The organism is Streptomyces sp. NPDC002825, assembly GCF_040295385.1.
GTDB lineage: Bacteria > Actinomycetota > Actinomycetes > Streptomycetales > Streptomycetaceae > Streptomyces.
Genome location: NZ_JBEOVH010000004.1, coordinates 156,323 through 172,168, shown reverse-complemented (window position 1 = coordinate 172,168; position 15,846 = coordinate 156,323). Strand labels below are relative to the sequence as shown.

General features: G+C 69.7%; 13 protein-coding genes and 1 riboswitch. Of the genes, 2 read left to right on the top strand and 11 right to left on the bottom strand.

Annotated features, from left to right (window positions below; translation table 11 throughout):
* Nucleotides 1-5 precede the first annotated feature (5 nt).
* The 6 genes from ABT041_RS07500 to ctaE all read right to left on the bottom strand — a co-directional run bounded on the left by ABT041_RS07500 (nucleotide 6) and on the right by ctaE (nucleotide 7,147).
* Nucleotides 6-1,400 (bottom strand): aminotransferase class V-fold PLP-dependent enzyme, encoded by a 1,395-nt coding sequence (locus tag ABT041_RS07500; protein ID WP_351180499.1) that lies wholly within the window; start codon nucleotides 1,398-1,400, stop codon nucleotides 6-8.
* 183 nt (nucleotides 1,401-1,583) lie between these two features.
* Nucleotides 1,584-1,699, bottom strand: a riboswitch (SAM riboswitch).
* A 75-nt stretch (nucleotides 1,700-1,774) separates the two neighbouring features.
* A complete protein-coding gene (gene trpD, locus ABT041_RS07495) occupies nucleotides 1,775-2,839 on the bottom strand; it encodes an anthranilate phosphoribosyltransferase (RefSeq protein WP_351180496.1) in 1,065 nt (354 codons plus the stop codon).
* Nucleotides 2,840-2,974: 135 nt separating this feature from the next.
* A complete protein-coding gene (qcrB, locus tag ABT041_RS07490; protein ID WP_351180493.1) occupies nucleotides 2,975-4,597 on the bottom strand; it encodes a cytochrome bc1 complex cytochrome b subunit in 1,623 nt (540 codons plus the stop codon).
* Nucleotides 4,594-5,646: a cytochrome bc1 complex Rieske iron-sulfur subunit gene (gene qcrA, locus ABT041_RS07485; protein ID WP_351180490.1), complete on the bottom strand. Its 1,053-nt coding sequence runs from the start codon at nucleotides 5,644-5,646 to the stop codon at nucleotides 4,594-4,596. Before qcrA ends, qcrB begins: the two co-directional genes overlap by 4 nt.
* Nucleotides 5,643-6,452 (bottom strand): cytochrome bc1 complex diheme cytochrome c subunit, encoded by an 810-nt coding sequence (gene qcrC / locus ABT041_RS07480; protein WP_351180487.1) that lies wholly within the window; start codon nucleotides 6,450-6,452, stop codon nucleotides 5,643-5,645. The genes qcrA and qcrC overlap by 4 nt, the downstream gene beginning before the upstream one ends.
* 74 nt (nucleotides 6,453-6,526) lie before the next feature.
* A complete protein-coding gene (ctaE, locus tag ABT041_RS07475; RefSeq protein ID WP_351180484.1) occupies nucleotides 6,527-7,147 on the bottom strand; it encodes an aa3-type cytochrome oxidase subunit III in 621 nt (206 codons plus the stop codon).
* A 202-nt stretch (nucleotides 7,148-7,349) separates the two neighbouring features.
* Between ctaE and ABT041_RS07470 the strand changes: the two genes are divergently transcribed.
* On the top strand, nucleotides 7,350-7,751 hold the full coding sequence (locus ABT041_RS07470; RefSeq protein ID WP_351180481.1) for a DNA-binding transcriptional response regulator: 402 nt from the start codon (nucleotides 7,350-7,352) through the stop codon (nucleotides 7,749-7,751).
* A 20-nt stretch (nucleotides 7,752-7,771) separates the two neighbouring features.
* Here the strand turns inward: ABT041_RS07470 and ABT041_RS07465 are convergent, their stop codons facing one another.
* From ABT041_RS07465 to ctaC, 4 genes are all read right to left on the bottom strand, one after another.
* Nucleotides 7,772-9,025: a L,D-transpeptidase gene (locus ABT041_RS07465; protein ID WP_351180478.1), complete on the bottom strand. Its 1,254-nt coding sequence runs from the start codon at nucleotides 9,023-9,025 to the stop codon at nucleotides 7,772-7,774.
* A 122-nt stretch (nucleotides 9,026-9,147) separates the two neighbouring features.
* The gene (locus tag ABT041_RS07460) at nucleotides 9,148-9,546 is read right to left on the bottom strand and encodes a cytochrome c oxidase subunit 4 (protein ID WP_190157189.1); all 399 of its coding nucleotides are present in this window, start codon (nucleotides 9,544-9,546) and stop codon (nucleotides 9,148-9,150) included.
* Nucleotides 9,543-11,279: an aa3-type cytochrome oxidase subunit I gene (gene ctaD, locus ABT041_RS07455; RefSeq protein WP_351180473.1), complete on the bottom strand. Its 1,737-nt coding sequence runs from the start codon at nucleotides 11,277-11,279 to the stop codon at nucleotides 9,543-9,545. The genes ABT041_RS07460 and ctaD overlap by 4 nt, the downstream gene beginning before the upstream one ends.
* Nucleotides 11,276-12,241, bottom strand: coding sequence for an aa3-type cytochrome oxidase subunit II (gene ctaC, locus ABT041_RS07450; RefSeq protein WP_351180470.1), 966 nt, complete (start codon nucleotides 12,239-12,241; stop codon nucleotides 11,276-11,278). The genes ctaD and ctaC overlap by 4 nt, the downstream gene beginning before the upstream one ends.
* A gap of 729 nt (nucleotides 12,242-12,970) precedes the next feature.
* On the opposite strand from ctaC, the gene ABT041_RS07445 reads away from it, so the two are divergent.
* Nucleotides 12,971-14,356, top strand: coding sequence for a cysteine desulfurase/sulfurtransferase TusA family protein (locus tag ABT041_RS07445; RefSeq protein ID WP_351180467.1), 1,386 nt, complete (start codon nucleotides 12,971-12,973; stop codon nucleotides 14,354-14,356).
* A gap of 395 nt (nucleotides 14,357-14,751) precedes the next feature.
* On the opposite strand, the gene ABT041_RS07440 is transcribed toward ABT041_RS07445, so the two are convergent.
* Entirely contained in the window at nucleotides 14,752-15,726 is a 975-nt protein-coding gene (locus ABT041_RS07440; RefSeq protein WP_351180464.1) for a carbohydrate kinase family protein, read from the bottom strand.
* Nucleotides 15,727-15,846 lie beyond the last annotated feature (120 nt).

Here is a 15,846-nt window from a genome sequence, read left to right as displayed (position 1 = left end):
AGCAATCAGCCACGGTCCGGGACGCAGCGGCCGTCCTCGGTGCGGTACTTCCACTGCGCGCCGTCCCGGACGAGCTCCTTCACGGCGCCGACGAACCGGTCCACGTGCTCGTCCGGCGTACCGGCGCCGAAGCTCACCCGGATGGCGTTGAGGGACCTCTCGCCCGGGTTCGCCTCGGGGGCGCCGCACTCGCCCGGGTCCTGCGGGTCGCTGCCGAGCAGGGTGCGCACCAGCGGGTGGGCGCAGAACAGGCCGTCGCGGACGCCGATGCCGTACTCGGCGGAGAGCGCGGCGGCGAAGTGGGAGCTGTTCCAGCCGTCCACGACGAAGGAGATGACGCCCACGCGGGACGCGTCGTCGCCGAAGAGCGAGAGCACCCGCACCTCGGGCACGTCGGCCAGTCCCTCGCGGACCTTGGCGATGAGGTGCTGCTCGCGGGCGACGAGGGAGTCGAAGCCGGCCTCGGTGAGCGCCTTGCAGGCGGAGGCGATCGAGTAGACGCCGATGACGTTCGGCGAACCGGCTTCGTGCCGGGCCGCGGTGGTGTGCCACTCCACGTCCACACCACCATCGGCCCGACGGGCTACCTTGCGGGACGCTCCACCGCCCGCGAGGTAGGGCTCGGAATCCTGCAGCCAGTCGGCGCGGCCGGCGAGCACGCCGGAGCCGAAGGGCGCGTACAGCTTGTGCCCGGAGAAGGCGACCCAGTCCACGTCCAACTCCCGTACGGAGACCGGGTGGTGGGGCGCCAGCTGGGCGGCGTCGAGCACGATCCGGGCGCCGTGCGCGTGCGCGGCGGCGGCCAGTTCCTTCACCGGCCACAGCTCGCCGGTGACGTTGGAGGCGCCGGTCACGCAGACCAGGGCGGGGCCAATGGGGTCGCGGTCGGCGAGGGCGCGCTCCAGGGTCTCGACGGCCTGCTCCGGGGTGCGCGGCGCGTTGAGGTAGGTGACGCGGGCGTCCCTCCAGGGCAGCAGGGAGGCGTGGTGCTCGGTCTCGAAGACGAAGACCTGGCAGCCGGCCGGGACGGCGGCGGCGAGCAGGTTGAGCGAGTCGGTGGTGGAGCGGGTGAAGACGACCTGGTCGTCGGGGCGGCAGTCGAGGAACTCGGCGACGGTGACGCGGCTGTTCTCGAAGAGGTCGGTGGAGAGCTGGGAGAGGTAGCCGGCGCCGCGGTGGACGCTGCCGTAGTACGGGGCGTACGCGGCGACGTCGTCCCACACGCGCTGGAGGGCGGGGGCGCTGGCCGCGTAGTCGAGGGCCGCGTAGGTCACTTCGCCGCCGGTGACGAGCGGGACGGTGACGTCCCGGCCGAGAACCGGCAGCGGGGCGGCGCAGCAGGGGTCGGCGGACTCGGCGGCGGAGGTGTCGACGGTGGCGGCGTTCGGGCGTGCGGACATGACGGTGTCTCCCGGCATAAAAAGGGCGCGAAAAGGCGTGAAAGGGCCCGCAGGGCAGCGCACAGACGGGTGCCGCGTACGGGTGTGAGGGTGGAGAGAAGGGGCCGGAAGGGCCCTAACGCATTCGCTTGCTCACGAGACACCGCTCCCTAGAGGACCAAGGACCCCAGGGTGGCGCGCAGGGGTCCGCGCTTGCCGCAGGCTTCTGCCGTACGACCTGGTCTTCACCCGGGGCACCCCGCCACGGACGGAGGGTTGCCGGACAGCCAGCCGGGGCTTGAGGGCTGTCACTCATGACCTGGTACAGAACGTAGTTCAGCTGATCGACGACGCGCAACCCCGTCCGTATGCCGGACGGGGCCGCGCGGGGCGCCTCAGCGGTGGGTGGCGGCGATCCACCGCTCCAGGGACCGCTGGGCCGCGCCGGAGTCGATCGCCTCGGCCCCCTTCGCGATGCCCGCGGCCAGTTGCTCCGCGAGGGTGCCCGTGCCGGGGTCCAGGGCGGTGAGCGCCGCGGCCGCGTTGAGCAGCACCGCGTCCCGTACCGGACCGGTCTCCCCCGCGAGCAGCCGGCGGGCGACGTCGGCGTTGTACGAGGCGTCCTCGCCGCGCAGCGCCTCCAGGGGCACGAGGTCGATGCCGACGTCCCGCGGGTCGAAGCGCTCCTCGGTGACGCCGCCGTCCCGGACCACCCAGACCCGGGAGGTGGAGGTGGTGGTCAGCTCGTCCAGGCCGTCGTCGCCGCGGAAGACGAGGGCGGAGTTGCCGCGCTCGGCGAAGACCCCGGCGACGACCGGCGCCATGCGCGGGTCGGCGACGCCGACGGCCTGGGCCCGCACCTTGGCCGGGTTGGTCAGCGGGCCGAGGACGTTGAAGGTGGTCCGGATGCCCAGCTGGCCGCGGGCAGCGGCGACGTGCCGCAGCGAGGGGTGGAACTTGATCGCGAAGCAGAGGGTGATGCCCGCCTCGTCGGCGACCTCGGCGACCCGCTGCGGGGTCAGGTTCAGGTTGACGCCGAGCTTCTCCAGGACGTCGGAGGAGCCGGAGGCGGAGGACGCGGCGCGGTTGCCGTGCTTGACGACCTTGGCGCCGGTCCCGGCGACGACGATCGACGCCATCGTGGAGATGTTCACCGTCTTGGCGCCGTCGCCGCCGGTGCCGACGATGTCGACGGTCCGGCCCGGCACCTCGATGACGTTGGCGTGCTCGTACATGGTCCGGACGAGGCCGGCGATCTCCTGCACGGTCTCGCCCTTGGCGCGCAGGGCCACCATGAAGCCGGCGATCTGCGCGTCGGTCGCCTCACCGCTCATGATCAGGTCCATCGCCCAGGCCGTGTCGTCGGCGGTGAGGTCGTGGCCGTCGAGGAGCCCGTTCAGCAGGACGGGCCAGGAGCGGCCCGCCGACGTAGGTCCTCCAGCGGGGGTCGCAGCGCTCATGGCAGCTCCTGTGATGATCACGTGACGGATACGGTTCCACCCTATCGACCTCCGGGGACGGCAAAGAGCCCCGTCCATCGAATGGACGGGGCTCTCGCCGTGGCGACACCTACATGGTCAGGTGTTCAAGGGTGATCAGTGGTGGCCGTGGCCGCTCTGGATCTCCTTGTACTCCTCGACCGTGGGCTTGGCGATCTGGCTGTCGTCGCCGTAGTAGCCCTTGTTGAGCTTGACCCGGAGCTTCTCCATGCGGCCGATCTTGCGCTCCACGCCGTTCTCGTCGACGGCCGGCGGAAGCTCCGCGGCCTCGTACTGCTCGTGCGCCGTGAGGCGGTGCAGCTCGCCCTGGCTGAGCGGCGTGTGGACCTCGACGAACTCACCGTGCGGCAGGCGCTTGATGATGCCCGACTCGCGGCCGTGCAGCACCTTGTCCTTGTCGCGGCGCTGGAGGCCGAGGCAGATCCGCTTGGTGGCGATGAACGCGAGGACCGGGCCGACGAAGAAGAAGATCCGCACGAACCAGGTGATCGAGTTCAGCGACAGGTGGAAGTGGGTCGCCCAGAGGTCGTTTCCACCACCCACGAGCATGATCATGTACGCGGTGATCCAGGCGACGCCGAAGGCGGTGCGCGTCGGAGCGTTGCGCGGGCGCTGCGCGATGTGGTGCTCGCGCTTGTCGCCGGTGATCCACGACTCGATGAACGGGTAGACCGCGATCGCGGCGAGGACCGCCGGGAAGATCGCGAGCGGGATCATCACGCCGAGGACCAGCGTGTGGCCCCACAGGTTGATCTCCCAGCCCGGCATGACACGGATCAGACCCTCGGCGAAGCCCATGTACCAGTCGGGCTGGGCGCCGGTGGACACCTGGTCCGGACGGTACGGGCCGATGGCCCAGATCGGGTTGATCGAGGCGACCGCCGCGATGACCGCGATGAGACCGAAGACCAGGAAGAAGAAGCCTCCGGCCTTCGCCATGTACACGGGCAGCAGCGGCATGCCCACGACGTTGTCGTTCGTCCGGCCGGGGCCGGCGAAGTGCGTGTGCTTGTGGACGAACACCAGGATGAGGTGGGCGACCACGAGACCCAGCATGATGCCGGGCAGCAGCAGCACGTGCGCCGAGTAGAACCGGGCGACGAAGTCGCCGCCGGGGAACTCGCCGCCGAACAGGAACATCGAGAGGTACGTGCCGATGACCGGCACGGACAGGATCGCGCCCTGCATGAAGCGGACACCGGTGCCGGAGAGCAGGTCGTCCGGGAGCGAGTAACCGGTGAAGCCGGTGAACATGCCCAGGAAGAACAGCAGGAAGCCGAACAGCCAGTTGATCTCACGCGGCTTGCGGAACGCGCCGGTGAAGAACACGCGCATCATGTGCACGAACATGCCGGCGAGGAAGATCAGCGCCGCCCAGTGGTGGATCTGCCGGATCAGCAGACCACCGCGCACCTCGAAGGAGATGTGCATGGTCGAGTTGAACGCCTCGGACATCAGCTGTCCCTGGAGCGGGACGTACGGTCCGACGTACTCCACCTCGTTCATCGACGGGTGGAAGAACATCGTCAGATAGACGCCCGTCAGGATGATGATGAGGAAGCTGTAGAGGCAGACCTCGCCCAGCATGAAGGACCAGTGGTCCGGGAAGATCTTCCGCATGTTGGCCTTGGCCAGCGTGTAGATCCCCAGGCGGCCGTCGGCCCAGTCCGCGACCCGCTCACCGGCGGGTGCTTTCTTACTCGTGGTCACGGTGCTCATCCGCGCTCCCAGAAGGCAGGACCGACGGGCTCGTCGAAGTCGCCGAGCGCCTCGAGGAAGCCCTTGTCGTTCACGCCGATCCGCAGCTGCGGAAGGGCGTGACCGGCCGGGCCGAAGATGACGCGGGCGCCGTCGGAGAGGTCGAAGGTGGACTGGTGGCACGGGCAGAGCACGTGGTGCGTCTGCTGCTCGTACAGGGAGATCGGGCAGCCGACGTGGGTGCAGATCTTCGAGAACGCGACGATGCCCTGGTGGGACCACTCGAGCTCGCGCTTGTCCTTGATGTCCTCCGGCTGGATCCGGACGATCATCAGGGCGGCCTTGGCGATCTCGGTCTGGAAGTGCTCGTCGTGCTCCGAGAGGCCCTCGGGCATCGCGAAGGTCAGCGAGCCGACCGCGACGTCCTCGGGACGGAGCGGCTCGTGCGTGTTCATGTTGATGAGCTGGAGCCCCTTGGTCCACAGCGTGGACCGGAGCTTCTTCTCGGGCAGCGGGCCCATGTCACGCAGCAGGACGATGCCGGAGAGCGGTACGAGCGACAGCGCGCCGAACATCGTGTTGCGGATGAGCTTGCGGCGGCCCATGCCCGACTCCGCGGCACCGGCCGCGAAGTCCGCCATGACCTTCGCCTTGACCTCGGGCGACGCCGCCATCGGGTGACGCTCGTCGGCGACCTCGACGTCGGACATCAGGGTGCGGGCCCAGTGGACCGCGCCCGCGCCGATGAAGAAGAGGGCGGCACCGAGGGTCAGACCCAGGGCGAAGTTGAGCGCGGACACGTGACCGAAGGGCCAGATGTACACGATCTTGTCGACCGGGAAGATCACGTACGAGGCGATGAAGCCGACGGTGGCCAGCATCGACAGCGTGAACATGAAGGCGACCGCGCGCTCGGACCGACGGGCGGCCCGCTCGTCGATGTCCTGGATGCGGGGCTTGTGGGGCGGGAGGCCCGGGTCGGCGAACGGGTCGTCGGCGACCTTCACCGCGCCGTGCGCGGCGTCCTGCCCTGCCGGCAGGGTCTCTTCTGGAATCTCTTGGCTACTCATGACTTCTTGGCCTTAGCGGTGTGGGCCGCGACCCAGATGGCAACTGCGATCAGCGCGCCCAGGCCGAAGACCCAGGCGAACAGGCCTTCGCTGACGGGGCCGAGGCCACCGAGCTTGAGACCGCCCGGGCTCTCGGACTTGTCGCTGTTGACGGCCTGGACGTACGCGATGATGTCCTTCTTCTCCTTCTCCGGCATCGTCGTGTCGGGGAAGGACGGCATGTTCTGCGGGCCGGTCTGCATGGCCTCGTAGAGGTGCTTCGGGGCCACGTCCTCGAGGCTCGGGGCGTACTTGCCGTAGGTCAGCGCGCCACCCTCACCGGTGAAGTTGTGGCACTGGGCACAGTTGGTGCGGAACAGCTCGCCACCCTTGGCGATGTCGGCACCTTCGGGGCTGTACTGGCCCTCGGTCGGCGTGATCGCGCCGGCACCGAGAGAGGCGACGTACGCCGCGAGCTGATCGATCTCAGCCTGCGAGTAGATGACCTTCTTCTTCGGGACCTGGGCGCCCGGCTGCTGGGCCGGCATGCGGCCCGTGCCGACCTGGAAGTCGACCGCGGCCGAGCCGACGCCGACGAGGGACGGGCCGTCAGAGGTGCCCTGACCGCCGGTTCCGTGGCAGCTGGCGCAGCCGACGGAGTAGAGCTTCTTGCCCTCCTCGATGGCGAGGGACTGGGCGGTTTCATCGGCCTTCGCCGTGCCCGCGGGCGCGAACGCGGCGTACAGCCCCCCCGTGGCCGCCAGCGCGAGAAGTAGGACGACGACCGCCGCCAGCGGATGGCGTCGTCGTGCGGAGAGCTTTTTCACGGATTACCCCGGTGTCAGGATCTTCTGCGTCGATGCTTGCTGGATGTCTCGGTCCGCCGTGGAGGCGGAGCCGATTACTTGATCATGTAGATCGTGGCGAAGAGGCCGATCCAGACGACATCGACGAAGTGCCAGTAGTAGGACACGACGATGGCGGCGGTTGCCTGCTCGTGGGTGAACCTCTTGGCGGCGTACGTCCGGCCCAGGACCAGCAGGAAGGCGATGAGACCGCCCGTCACGTGCATGCCGTGGAAGCCGGTGGTCAGGTAGAACACCGTGCCGTACGGGTCCGAGGACAGCGAGAGGCCGTCCTTCTTGACCAGCTCGGTGTACTCGAAGACCTGGCCGCCGATGAAGATCGCACCCATCACGAACGTGATGATGAACCACGTCCGGAGCTTCTTCACATCGCCCCGCTCCGCGGCGAAGACGCCGAGCTGGCAGGTGAGGGAGGAGAGCACCAGGATCGTGGTGTTGGTCGCCGAGAAGGGGAAGTTCAAGGCCGAGGCCTTTTCCGCCCAGAACTCGGGACCCGTCACCGATCGCAGGGTGAAGTACATCGCGAAGAGGGCCGCGAAGAACATCAGCTCGGAGCTCAACCAGATGATGGTTCCGACGCTGGTGAGGTTCGGTCGATTGACCGACGGGTGCGCGTGCCCTGTTTCTACTGTCGTTACTGTCGCCACGACCGACATTATGTCGGTCGCTTATCCCGCCCTCACTCCGGGGGGTGCCGTTCGGAGTGTCAGGGGGGTGTGTCCAGCCCGAACGGCCCAGCGGGAGGGCCCCGCAGCCCCGTTCGAACAGGTGTTGAACGGGTGTTGACGGGGTGTGGACCGGAGTAGCATCCGGCGCATCGATCGACGACCTTCCCACGGACTTCCCCACGGAGGAACGATGCAGTCGAGTGCCACGGTCCTGGTCTACAGCGACGACGCGAACACCCGCGCGCAGGTGCGGCTCGCGGCCGGACGCAGGCCCGCGACCGACGTTCCCCCGGTCGAGTTCGTGGAGTGCGCGACGCTGCCGGCGGTCCTGAAGCGCCTGGACGAGGGCGGGATCGACGTGTGCGTGCTCGACGGCGAGGCGGTGCCCGCCGGAGGCATGGGCGTCTGCCGGCAGATCAAGGACGAGGTCTTCCGCTGCCCGCCGGTGCTCCTGCTGATCGGGCGGCCCCAGGACGCCTGGCTGGCCACCTGGAGCCGCGCGGACGCCGCGGTCACCCTTCCGGTGGAACCGGTCGAGTTCGCGGCGTCCCTGGCGGCGCTGCTGCGCTCGCGCCTGTCGATCGACGCCTGAGCCGCCGGGCGCGTCGCCGCTCAGATCGAGGGCCTGAGACGGGCCTTCTCGGTGGGGGTCACCGGGTTTCCGGCGGCCTCCACCAGGGCGCTGCCCTGGCGCCACTTGGCCCACTCCATGTTCCAGTCGCCGAAGCCGTTGCCGAAGGTGTCCATCGCGTCGCCGTAGCTGTTGACGACGCGGACGATGTCTCCGGGACGGACGGTCTCGAAGAACCAGGCCGCGTTCTCCGTCGACATGCCGACACATCCGTGGCTGACGTTCTCGACGCCCTGCGAGCCCACGGACCAGGGCGCGGCGTGGACGTACTCCCCGCTCCAGGTGACCCGGGTGGCGTAGTACACGGGCAGGTCGTACGAGTCGGAGCTGCCCTCCGCGATGCCGATGCTGGTGCCCCGCATCCGGACGTAGTACTCCTTGCCGAGCACGACCTTGATGCCGTTTCGGGTGGAGAAGCCCGGTTTGCCGGTGGTCACCGGAATGGTGTTGATCACTTCTCCGTTGCGCTTCACCGTCATGTAGTGCGACGCGGCGTCCGCGACGGCCTCGATCCGGTCGCCGATGGTGAGCTTCAGCGGCTTGGAGGCGCCGCCGTAGAGCTTGTCGCCGACCTTGAGGCCGTCCAGGTTGCCGGTGACCGTGACGAGCGCGCCGGCCGGCCAGTACTCCTTCGGACGGAAGTGCAGTTTCTTGTCGTCCACCCAGTACCAGGAGCCCTCGACGAAGGGCGTGGAGCGGACCTTGAGGGCCCGTTCGACGACCGCGCGGGCCGAGCGGTCCTTGACGGGGAGGCTGAGCTCCGCCGTGATCGGCTGTCCGACGCCGTACGTGCCCGCCTCCGGCCCGAAGGTGGCGGTGAGGGCCCGTTTGGCCGGAGCCGTCTCGAAAGTGAACGTACGGGCGCCTGGGGCGCCGTCCTCGTCCTCGGTGGCCACCCGGACGGTGTAGCGGGCGCCGGCCGCCAGGGCGGCCGTGGAGCGCCAGCGCTGCCCGTCCGCGGTGAGCTCGCCGGCCAGGTGGTGCCCCGAGGCGTCGGTGGCGGTGACGTCGGTGATCCGGGCGTCGTCGTCCTTGGCGGTGATCTCCAGGGGCTTCTCGGGGTCCGCCTTGGCGCCGTCGGCGGGGGCGTTGACCGCGAGCTGGTCGGCCGCGTCGTAGGCCTTCTCCGACAGCGGGTGGTTGTCCGAGCCGGCGCACGCGGTGGCACCCGCGGTGACGGTGACGGCCAGAAGAGTGCAGCTCAGAACAGTCCGAATGCGCGGCGTGTCGTTCATGACTTCACGCTAGATACGTTCCTCGCGACCGGCGCGCCGAGTGCTGCAAAAGAGGGGCCCGGACGCTTCGGTGACGAAGCGTCCGGGCCCCTCGGTGTGCTCCGGTGCGGAGCGGGGTACCGCTACTGGTTCTGGTTCTCGCCGCGGTAGAACTCGAAGACCCAGCCGAACAGGCCGACGAGGATCAGCGGGGCGGAGAAGTACAGGATCCACCAGCCCATGGCGATGCCGAGGAAGGCGAGCGCGCCACCGACGGCCAGCGAGAGCGGCTGCCAGCTGTGCGGGGCGAAGAAGCCCACCTCACCGGCCTCGTCCGCGACGTCGGCCTCCTTGTCGTCCTGCGCCATCGCGTCGACACGCTTGGCCGTGAAGGCCAGGTAGTAGCCGATCATGATGGCCAGGCCGAAGGCCAGGAAGAGCGCCGTCGTACCGACCGGCTCCTTGGACCAGACGCCGTAGAGGATCGCCATGGCAAGGATGAAGACGCTCAGCCAGATGAACATCTTGCCCTGGATCTTCACTTGCCGGCCTCCTTGCTGCCCGTGAGGGCCGCGGCCTCGTGCGGCTTGTTCTCGAGCTGGTCGAGAGCGGCGATCTCAGGGTGGTGCAGGTCGAACGCCGGGGATTCCGAACGGATCCGCGGCAGGGTGAGGAAGTTGTGCCGCGGCGGCGGGCAGGACGTCGCCCACTCGAGCGAACGGCCGTAGCCCCACGGGTCGTCGACCTCGATCTTCTTGCCGTACTTGGCGGTCTTCCAGACGTTGTAGAAGAACGGCAGGATCGACAGGCCGAGCAGGAACGAGGAGATCGTCGAGATCGTGTTCAGCGCGGTGAAGCCGTCGGCGTCGAGGTAGTCCGCGTAACGACGCGGCATGCCCTCGGCACCGAGCCAGTGCTGCACCAGGAACGTGCCGTGGAAGCCCACGAACAGCGTCCAGAACGTGATCTTGCCGAGGCGCTCGTCGAGCATCTTGCCGGTGAACTTCGGCCACCAGAAGTGGAAGCCGGAGAACATCGCGAAGACGACGGTGCCGAAGATGACGTAGTGGAAGTGCGCCACGACGAAGTACGAGTCGGAGACGTGGAAGTCCATCGGGGGCGAGGCCAGGATGACGCCGGTCAGACCACCGAAGGTGAAGGTGATCAGGAAGCCGACGGCCCAGAGCATCGGGGTCTCGAAGGACAGCGAGCCCTTCCACATCGTTCCGATCCAGTTGAAGAACTTCACGCCGGTCGGTACGGCGATGAGGAACGTCATGAAGGAGAAGAACGGGAGGAGCACGCCACCGGTGACGTACATGTGGTGCGCCCACACGGTCACGGACAGACCGGCGATCGCGATCGTCGCGGCCACCAGACCGATGTAGCCGAACATCGGCTTGCGGCTGAAGACCGGGATGACCTCGGAGATGATGCCGAAGAACGGCAGGGCGATGATGTACACCTCTGGGTGTCCGAAGAACCAGAAGAGGTGCTGCCAGAGCAACGCTCCGCCGTTGGCCGCGTCGAAGACGTGGGCACCGAACTTGCGGTCCGCCTCCAGGGCGAACAGCGCGGCCGCCAGGACCGGGAAGGCGAGCAGGACCAGGACACCGGTCAGCAGCACGTTCCAGGTGAAGATCGGCATGCGGAACATCGTCATGCCCGGAGCGCGCATGCAGATGATCGTGGTGATGAAGTTGACCGAACCGAGGATCGTGCCGAAGCCGGAGAAGGCCAGACCCATGATCCACATGTCGGCGCCGACACCCGGCGAGCGGACGGCGTCCGACAGCGGGGAGTAGGCGAACCAGCCGAAGTCGGCCGCACCCTGCGGGGTGAGGAAGCCGGCCACCGCGATGATCGAGCCGAAGAGGTACAGCCAGTACGCGAACATGTTCAGCCGCGGGAACGCCACGTCGGGCGCGCCGATCTGCAGCGGCATGATCCAGTTCGCGAATCCGGCGAACAGCGGCGTCGCGAACATCAGCAGCATGATCGTGCCGTGCATCGTGAACGCCTGGTTGAACTGCTCGTTCGACATGATCTGCGTACCCGGACGGGCCAGCTCGGCGCGCATGAAGAGCGCCATGAGACCGCCGATGCAGAAGAAGACGAACGACGTGACCAGGTACAACGTACCGATGGTCTTGTGGTCCGTGGTGGTGAGCCACTTGATGACCACGTTGCCGGGCTGCTTGCGCCGTACGGGCAGCTCGTTCTCGTACGAGTCCTCAGCTGCGGCGGCACCCTGGGTTTCGTTGTGGATGCTCACAGTTGGTGCTTCTCCGCATTCCTAGCCGGGTCCGTCTGCTCGATGCCGGACGGGATGTAGCCGGTCTGCCCCTTCTCGGCCAGCTCCTTCAGGTGCTGCTGGTAGCGCTCCGGAGAGACCACCTTGACGTTGAAGAGCATCCGGGAGTGGTCGACACCGCACAGCTCGGCGCACTTGCCGAGGAAGGTGCCTTCCTGCGTCGGAGTCACCTCGAAGGAGTTGGTGTGACCCGGGATGACGTCCTGCTTCATGAGGAAGGGGACCACCCAGAACGAGTGGATGACGTCACGCGAGGTCAGGACGAACCGGACCTTCTCACCCTTCGGCAGCCACAGGGTCGGGCCCGGGTTGCCGGTCTGCGGGTTCCGGTCGCCGGGGATGCCGGCGTCGTAGACACCGCCCGCGTTCGCCGGGAAGTCCGCGAGGTACTTGTCCGGGATCGTGGCGAGGTTCTTGTCCGTCTTGGCGTCGCCCTTCACACCGGGCACGTCCTCGACGTAGTTGAAGCCCCAGCTCCACTGGTAGCCGACCACGTTGATCGTGTGGGCCGGCTTCGGGGTGAGCTCGAGGAGCTTCGACTCGTCGCGCGCGGTGAAGTAGAAGAGCACCGAGACGATGATGAGCGGGGTGACCGTGTACAGCGCCTCGATGGGCATGTTGTAACGGGTCTGCGGAGGTACCTCGACCTTGGTCCGGCTGCGCCGGTGGAAGATGGTGGCCCAGAGGATCAGGCCCCACACCAGGATGCCCGTGATGAGGGCGGCGGCCCAGGAGCCCTGCCACAGGGAGAGGATCCGAGGCGCCTCTTCCGTGACGGGGGTGGGCATGCCAAGGCGGGGGAAGTCTTCCCAGTTGTACGAGCAGCCCGTGGCTGTCGCCAGGATCAGGCCCGCAGTCAGCACCTGCGGCAGCTTCCGCCGCATCGGGCGCCGCGACGAGCGGTCGGAGCCGTTGGGACTCACGTAGCGCCTTCCCGAGAGTCTCGGCCCGCGTTGGTCGGCCACGGCCGTCCGTCTCGCTGGTCGGTCGCCGCCCCGGCCGCGGGCAGGGGTTTGGATGTTTATGCGGACCAAACCCTACTGGACGCTATTTGGGGTCGCGCGGGGAGGGTGCCCAACGCGCCGTCCGAGTCCCCGAAGGGGTGGACTCCGGCCTTCCGGAGGGGGTCCGGGAACGCCCGTTCGGCCGTCTGCCGACGCGCCGGGGCCGGGTTCTGACGGGGGCTCATCGGGGGTGGGGGTGGGGGCCACGGGGTGTCAGCTGGGGCAGGGGGGCGGGCGTCGGCGGGGTGCGCGGGGGCGCGGGGTTCCGCCGGGCGAGGGGGCCGGGCCCCTGCGGGAAGGGCGCGCGGGGCGCGGGGCCTCCAGGTGTAGGGGCGAGCTTCGGCGGGGCGGGGACTCCAGGTGTGGGGGGGTGAGCCTGGGCGGGGCGGGGCCTGCAGGGCGGTGGGGGAAGAGCCTCGGCGGGCCGGGACGCCCCGGGCGCGCGGCCTCCATGTGCCGTGGGGCCTGACCGTGGGGCACGGCATGCGCCCGGGCGGCCGGAGCGGCGCGGGGCACGGGGTGTGCCCGGGCGACCGGAGCGGCGCGGAGCAGGGAGTGGGCCCGGGGTGCCCGGAGCAGCGCGGGGCACGGGGTGCGCCCGGGGTGCCCGGAGCCTGGTGGTGGGGCGGTGCGTTCTACCGTGGGTGGATGCCGTACTTCGACGCCGCGTCCGCCGCTCCCCTGCACCCCGTCGCCCGTCAGGCTCTGCTCGCCGCCCTGGACGAGGGCTGGGCCGACCCGGCCCGGCTCTACCGGGAGGGACGGCGGGCCCGGCTGCTGCTCGACGCGGCCCGGGAGGCCGCGGCGGAGGCCGTGGGGTGCCGCCCGGACGAGCTCGTATTCACTCCTTCGGGGACGCGCGCGGTTCACGCCGGAATCTCCGGCGCGCTCGCGGCGCGTCGGCGTGTCGGAAACCGGCTCGTCGTCTCGGCGGTCGAACACTCCTCCGTCCTGCACGCGGGAGAGACGCACGCGGCGGCGGGCGGCACGGTGACCGAGGTGCCGGTGGGGCGCTCGGGCGCGGTGGACGCGTCCGCGTTCGCCGCGGCGCTCGGCCCCGGCACGGCCCTGGCCTGCCTCCAGTCCGCCAACCACGAGGTGGGGACCGAGCAGCCGGTGGCCGAGGTCGCCGAGGCCTGCCGGGCGGCGGAGGTGCCGCTGCTCGTGGACGCGGCCCAGTCGCTGGGCTGGGGTCCGGTCGAGGGCGGCTGGTCGCTGCTCGCGGCGAGCGCGCACAAGTGGGGCGGTCCGGCGGGGGTCGGCCTCCTCGCGGTGCGCAAGGGCGTCCGGTTCGCGCCCCAAGGCCCGTCGGACGAGCGGGAGTCGGGGCGGGCGCCGGGGTTCGAGAACCTGCCGGCCATCGTGGCGGCCGCGGCGTCCCTGCGGGCCGTCCGGGCGGAGGCGGCCACCGAGGGGGCGCGGCTGCGGGCCCTGGTGGACCGGATCCGGGCGCGGGTGCCGGAGCTGGTGCCGGACGTGGAGGTGGTGGGCGACCCGGTGCGCCGGCTCCCCCACCTCGTCACCTTCTCCTGCCTGTACGTCGACGGGGAGACGCTCCTTCACGAGCTGGACCGGGAGGGTTTCTCCGTTTCATCCGGTTCGTCGTGTACGAGTTCGACGCTGACGCCCAGCCATGTGCTGCGCGCGATGGGGGTGCTGAGCGAGGGGAACGTCCGGGTGTCGCTGCCGGCCGGCACGTCGGAGGAGGACGTGGACCGCTTCCTCGCCGTGCTCCCGGGGGTGGTGGCGGGGGTACGGGAACGGCTCGGGGCCCCCGCGGCCGTACCGGTCGCCGCGGCGCCCTCGGGGTCGCTCGTCGTGGACTCCCTGGGCAAGCGGTGCCCGATTCCGGTGATCGAACTGGCGAAGGTGATCGGGGACGTGCCGGTGGGCGGGACGGTGACGGTGCTGTCGGACGACGAGGCGGCGCGGCTGGACATTCCGGCGTGGTGCGAGATGCGGGGGCAGGAGTACGTGGGTGAGGAGGTGTCGCCTCGGGGGGGCGTGGCGTACGTGGTCCGCCGCGCGTCGTAGCCACCGGGGCCGCGCCCGCGCCGGGCGGCGCCTCGATCCGCCTCCTGTATGGGCGGCGCCCACGCCCGTGTGGGCCCGCGCCCGTGCGGGACGGCGCCCACGCCCGTGTGGGCAATCGTCCCTCCCCCAGACTTCGTCCGGGAGGTGCCCCCAGGGCGGGACGGGTGGGCACACGGGACGGCGCCCTTCAGCGGCGCCTCCGCGTTCCGCGCCCTGGCCCGCACCACCGGCTTCGGCGCACGGGGTGCGGGTCCAGGCACGTAAGCCTCTGGCGCCGGCAGGGGCGCCGTTCCGTTGTGCCCACCCGTTCCGCCCTGGGGGCACCTCCCGGACGAAGTCTGGGGGAGGAACGCATGCCCACAACGGGGGTGGGCGCCGTCCGCGGTCGGTTCGGGTCAGGACAGGTGGGCGTGGACCTCCGTCGCGGCCTCGTCGCCGTACGCCTTCGTGAAGCGCTCCATGAAGTGCGCCCGCCGCAGCGTGTACTCCTGCGTCCCCAGCGTCTCGATGACCAGCGTCGCCAGCATGCAGCCGACCTGCGCCGCCCGCTCGAGCCCGACGCCCCACGACAGACCCGTCAGGAAGCCCGCGCGGAAGGCGTCGCCGACGCCGGTCGGGTCGACCTTGGCCGTCTCCTCGGGGCAGCCGACCTCGATGGGCGTCTCGCCGACCCGCTCGATGCGCACGCCGCGCGAGCCGAGCGTGGTGACGCGGTGGCCGACGCGGGAGAGGATCTCCGCCTCGGTCCAGCCGGTCTTGGACTCGATGAGCCCCTTCTCGTACTCGTTCGAGAAGAGGTACGTCGCGCCGTCGAGGAGGGTCCGGATCTCCTCGCCGTCCATCCGCGCGATCTGCTGCGAGAAGTCGGCCGCGAAGGGGATCTTCCGGGCCTTGCACTCCTCGGTGTGGCGCAGCATCGCCTCGGGGTCGTCGGCGCCGATGAGGACGAGGTCGAGGCCGCCCACGCGGTCGGCGACGGCCTTGAGCTCGATGAGCCGGGCCTCGCTCATGGCGCCGGTGTAGAAGGAGCCGATCTGGTTGTGGTCCCTGTCGGTGGTGCAGACGAAGCGCGCGGTGTGCAGGACCTCGGAGATCCGCACCGAGCCGGTGTCGACGCCGTGCCGGTCGAGCCAGGCGCGGTACTCGTCGAAGTCGTAGCCGGCCGCGCCGACCAGGATCGGGTTGCCGCCGAGCTGGCCCATGCCGAAGCAGATGTTGGGGCCGACGCCGCCGCGGCGGACGTCGAGGTTGTCGACGAGGAAGGAGAGGGACACCGTGTGGAGCTGGTCGGCCACCAGTTGGTCGGCGAACCGGCCGGGGAAGGTCATGAGGTGGTCGGTGGCGATGGAGCCGGTGACTGCGATACGCACGGCGGGGTGCTCCTGCGGGAAGGCGGTAATGACAGTTCACGCTACCGGGTGGGGCGCGCCCTGCCGAACAGTGGAAACTACCCCAGAGTAGGCCTTTTCCCCGGAGTGGTGCGGTGCATA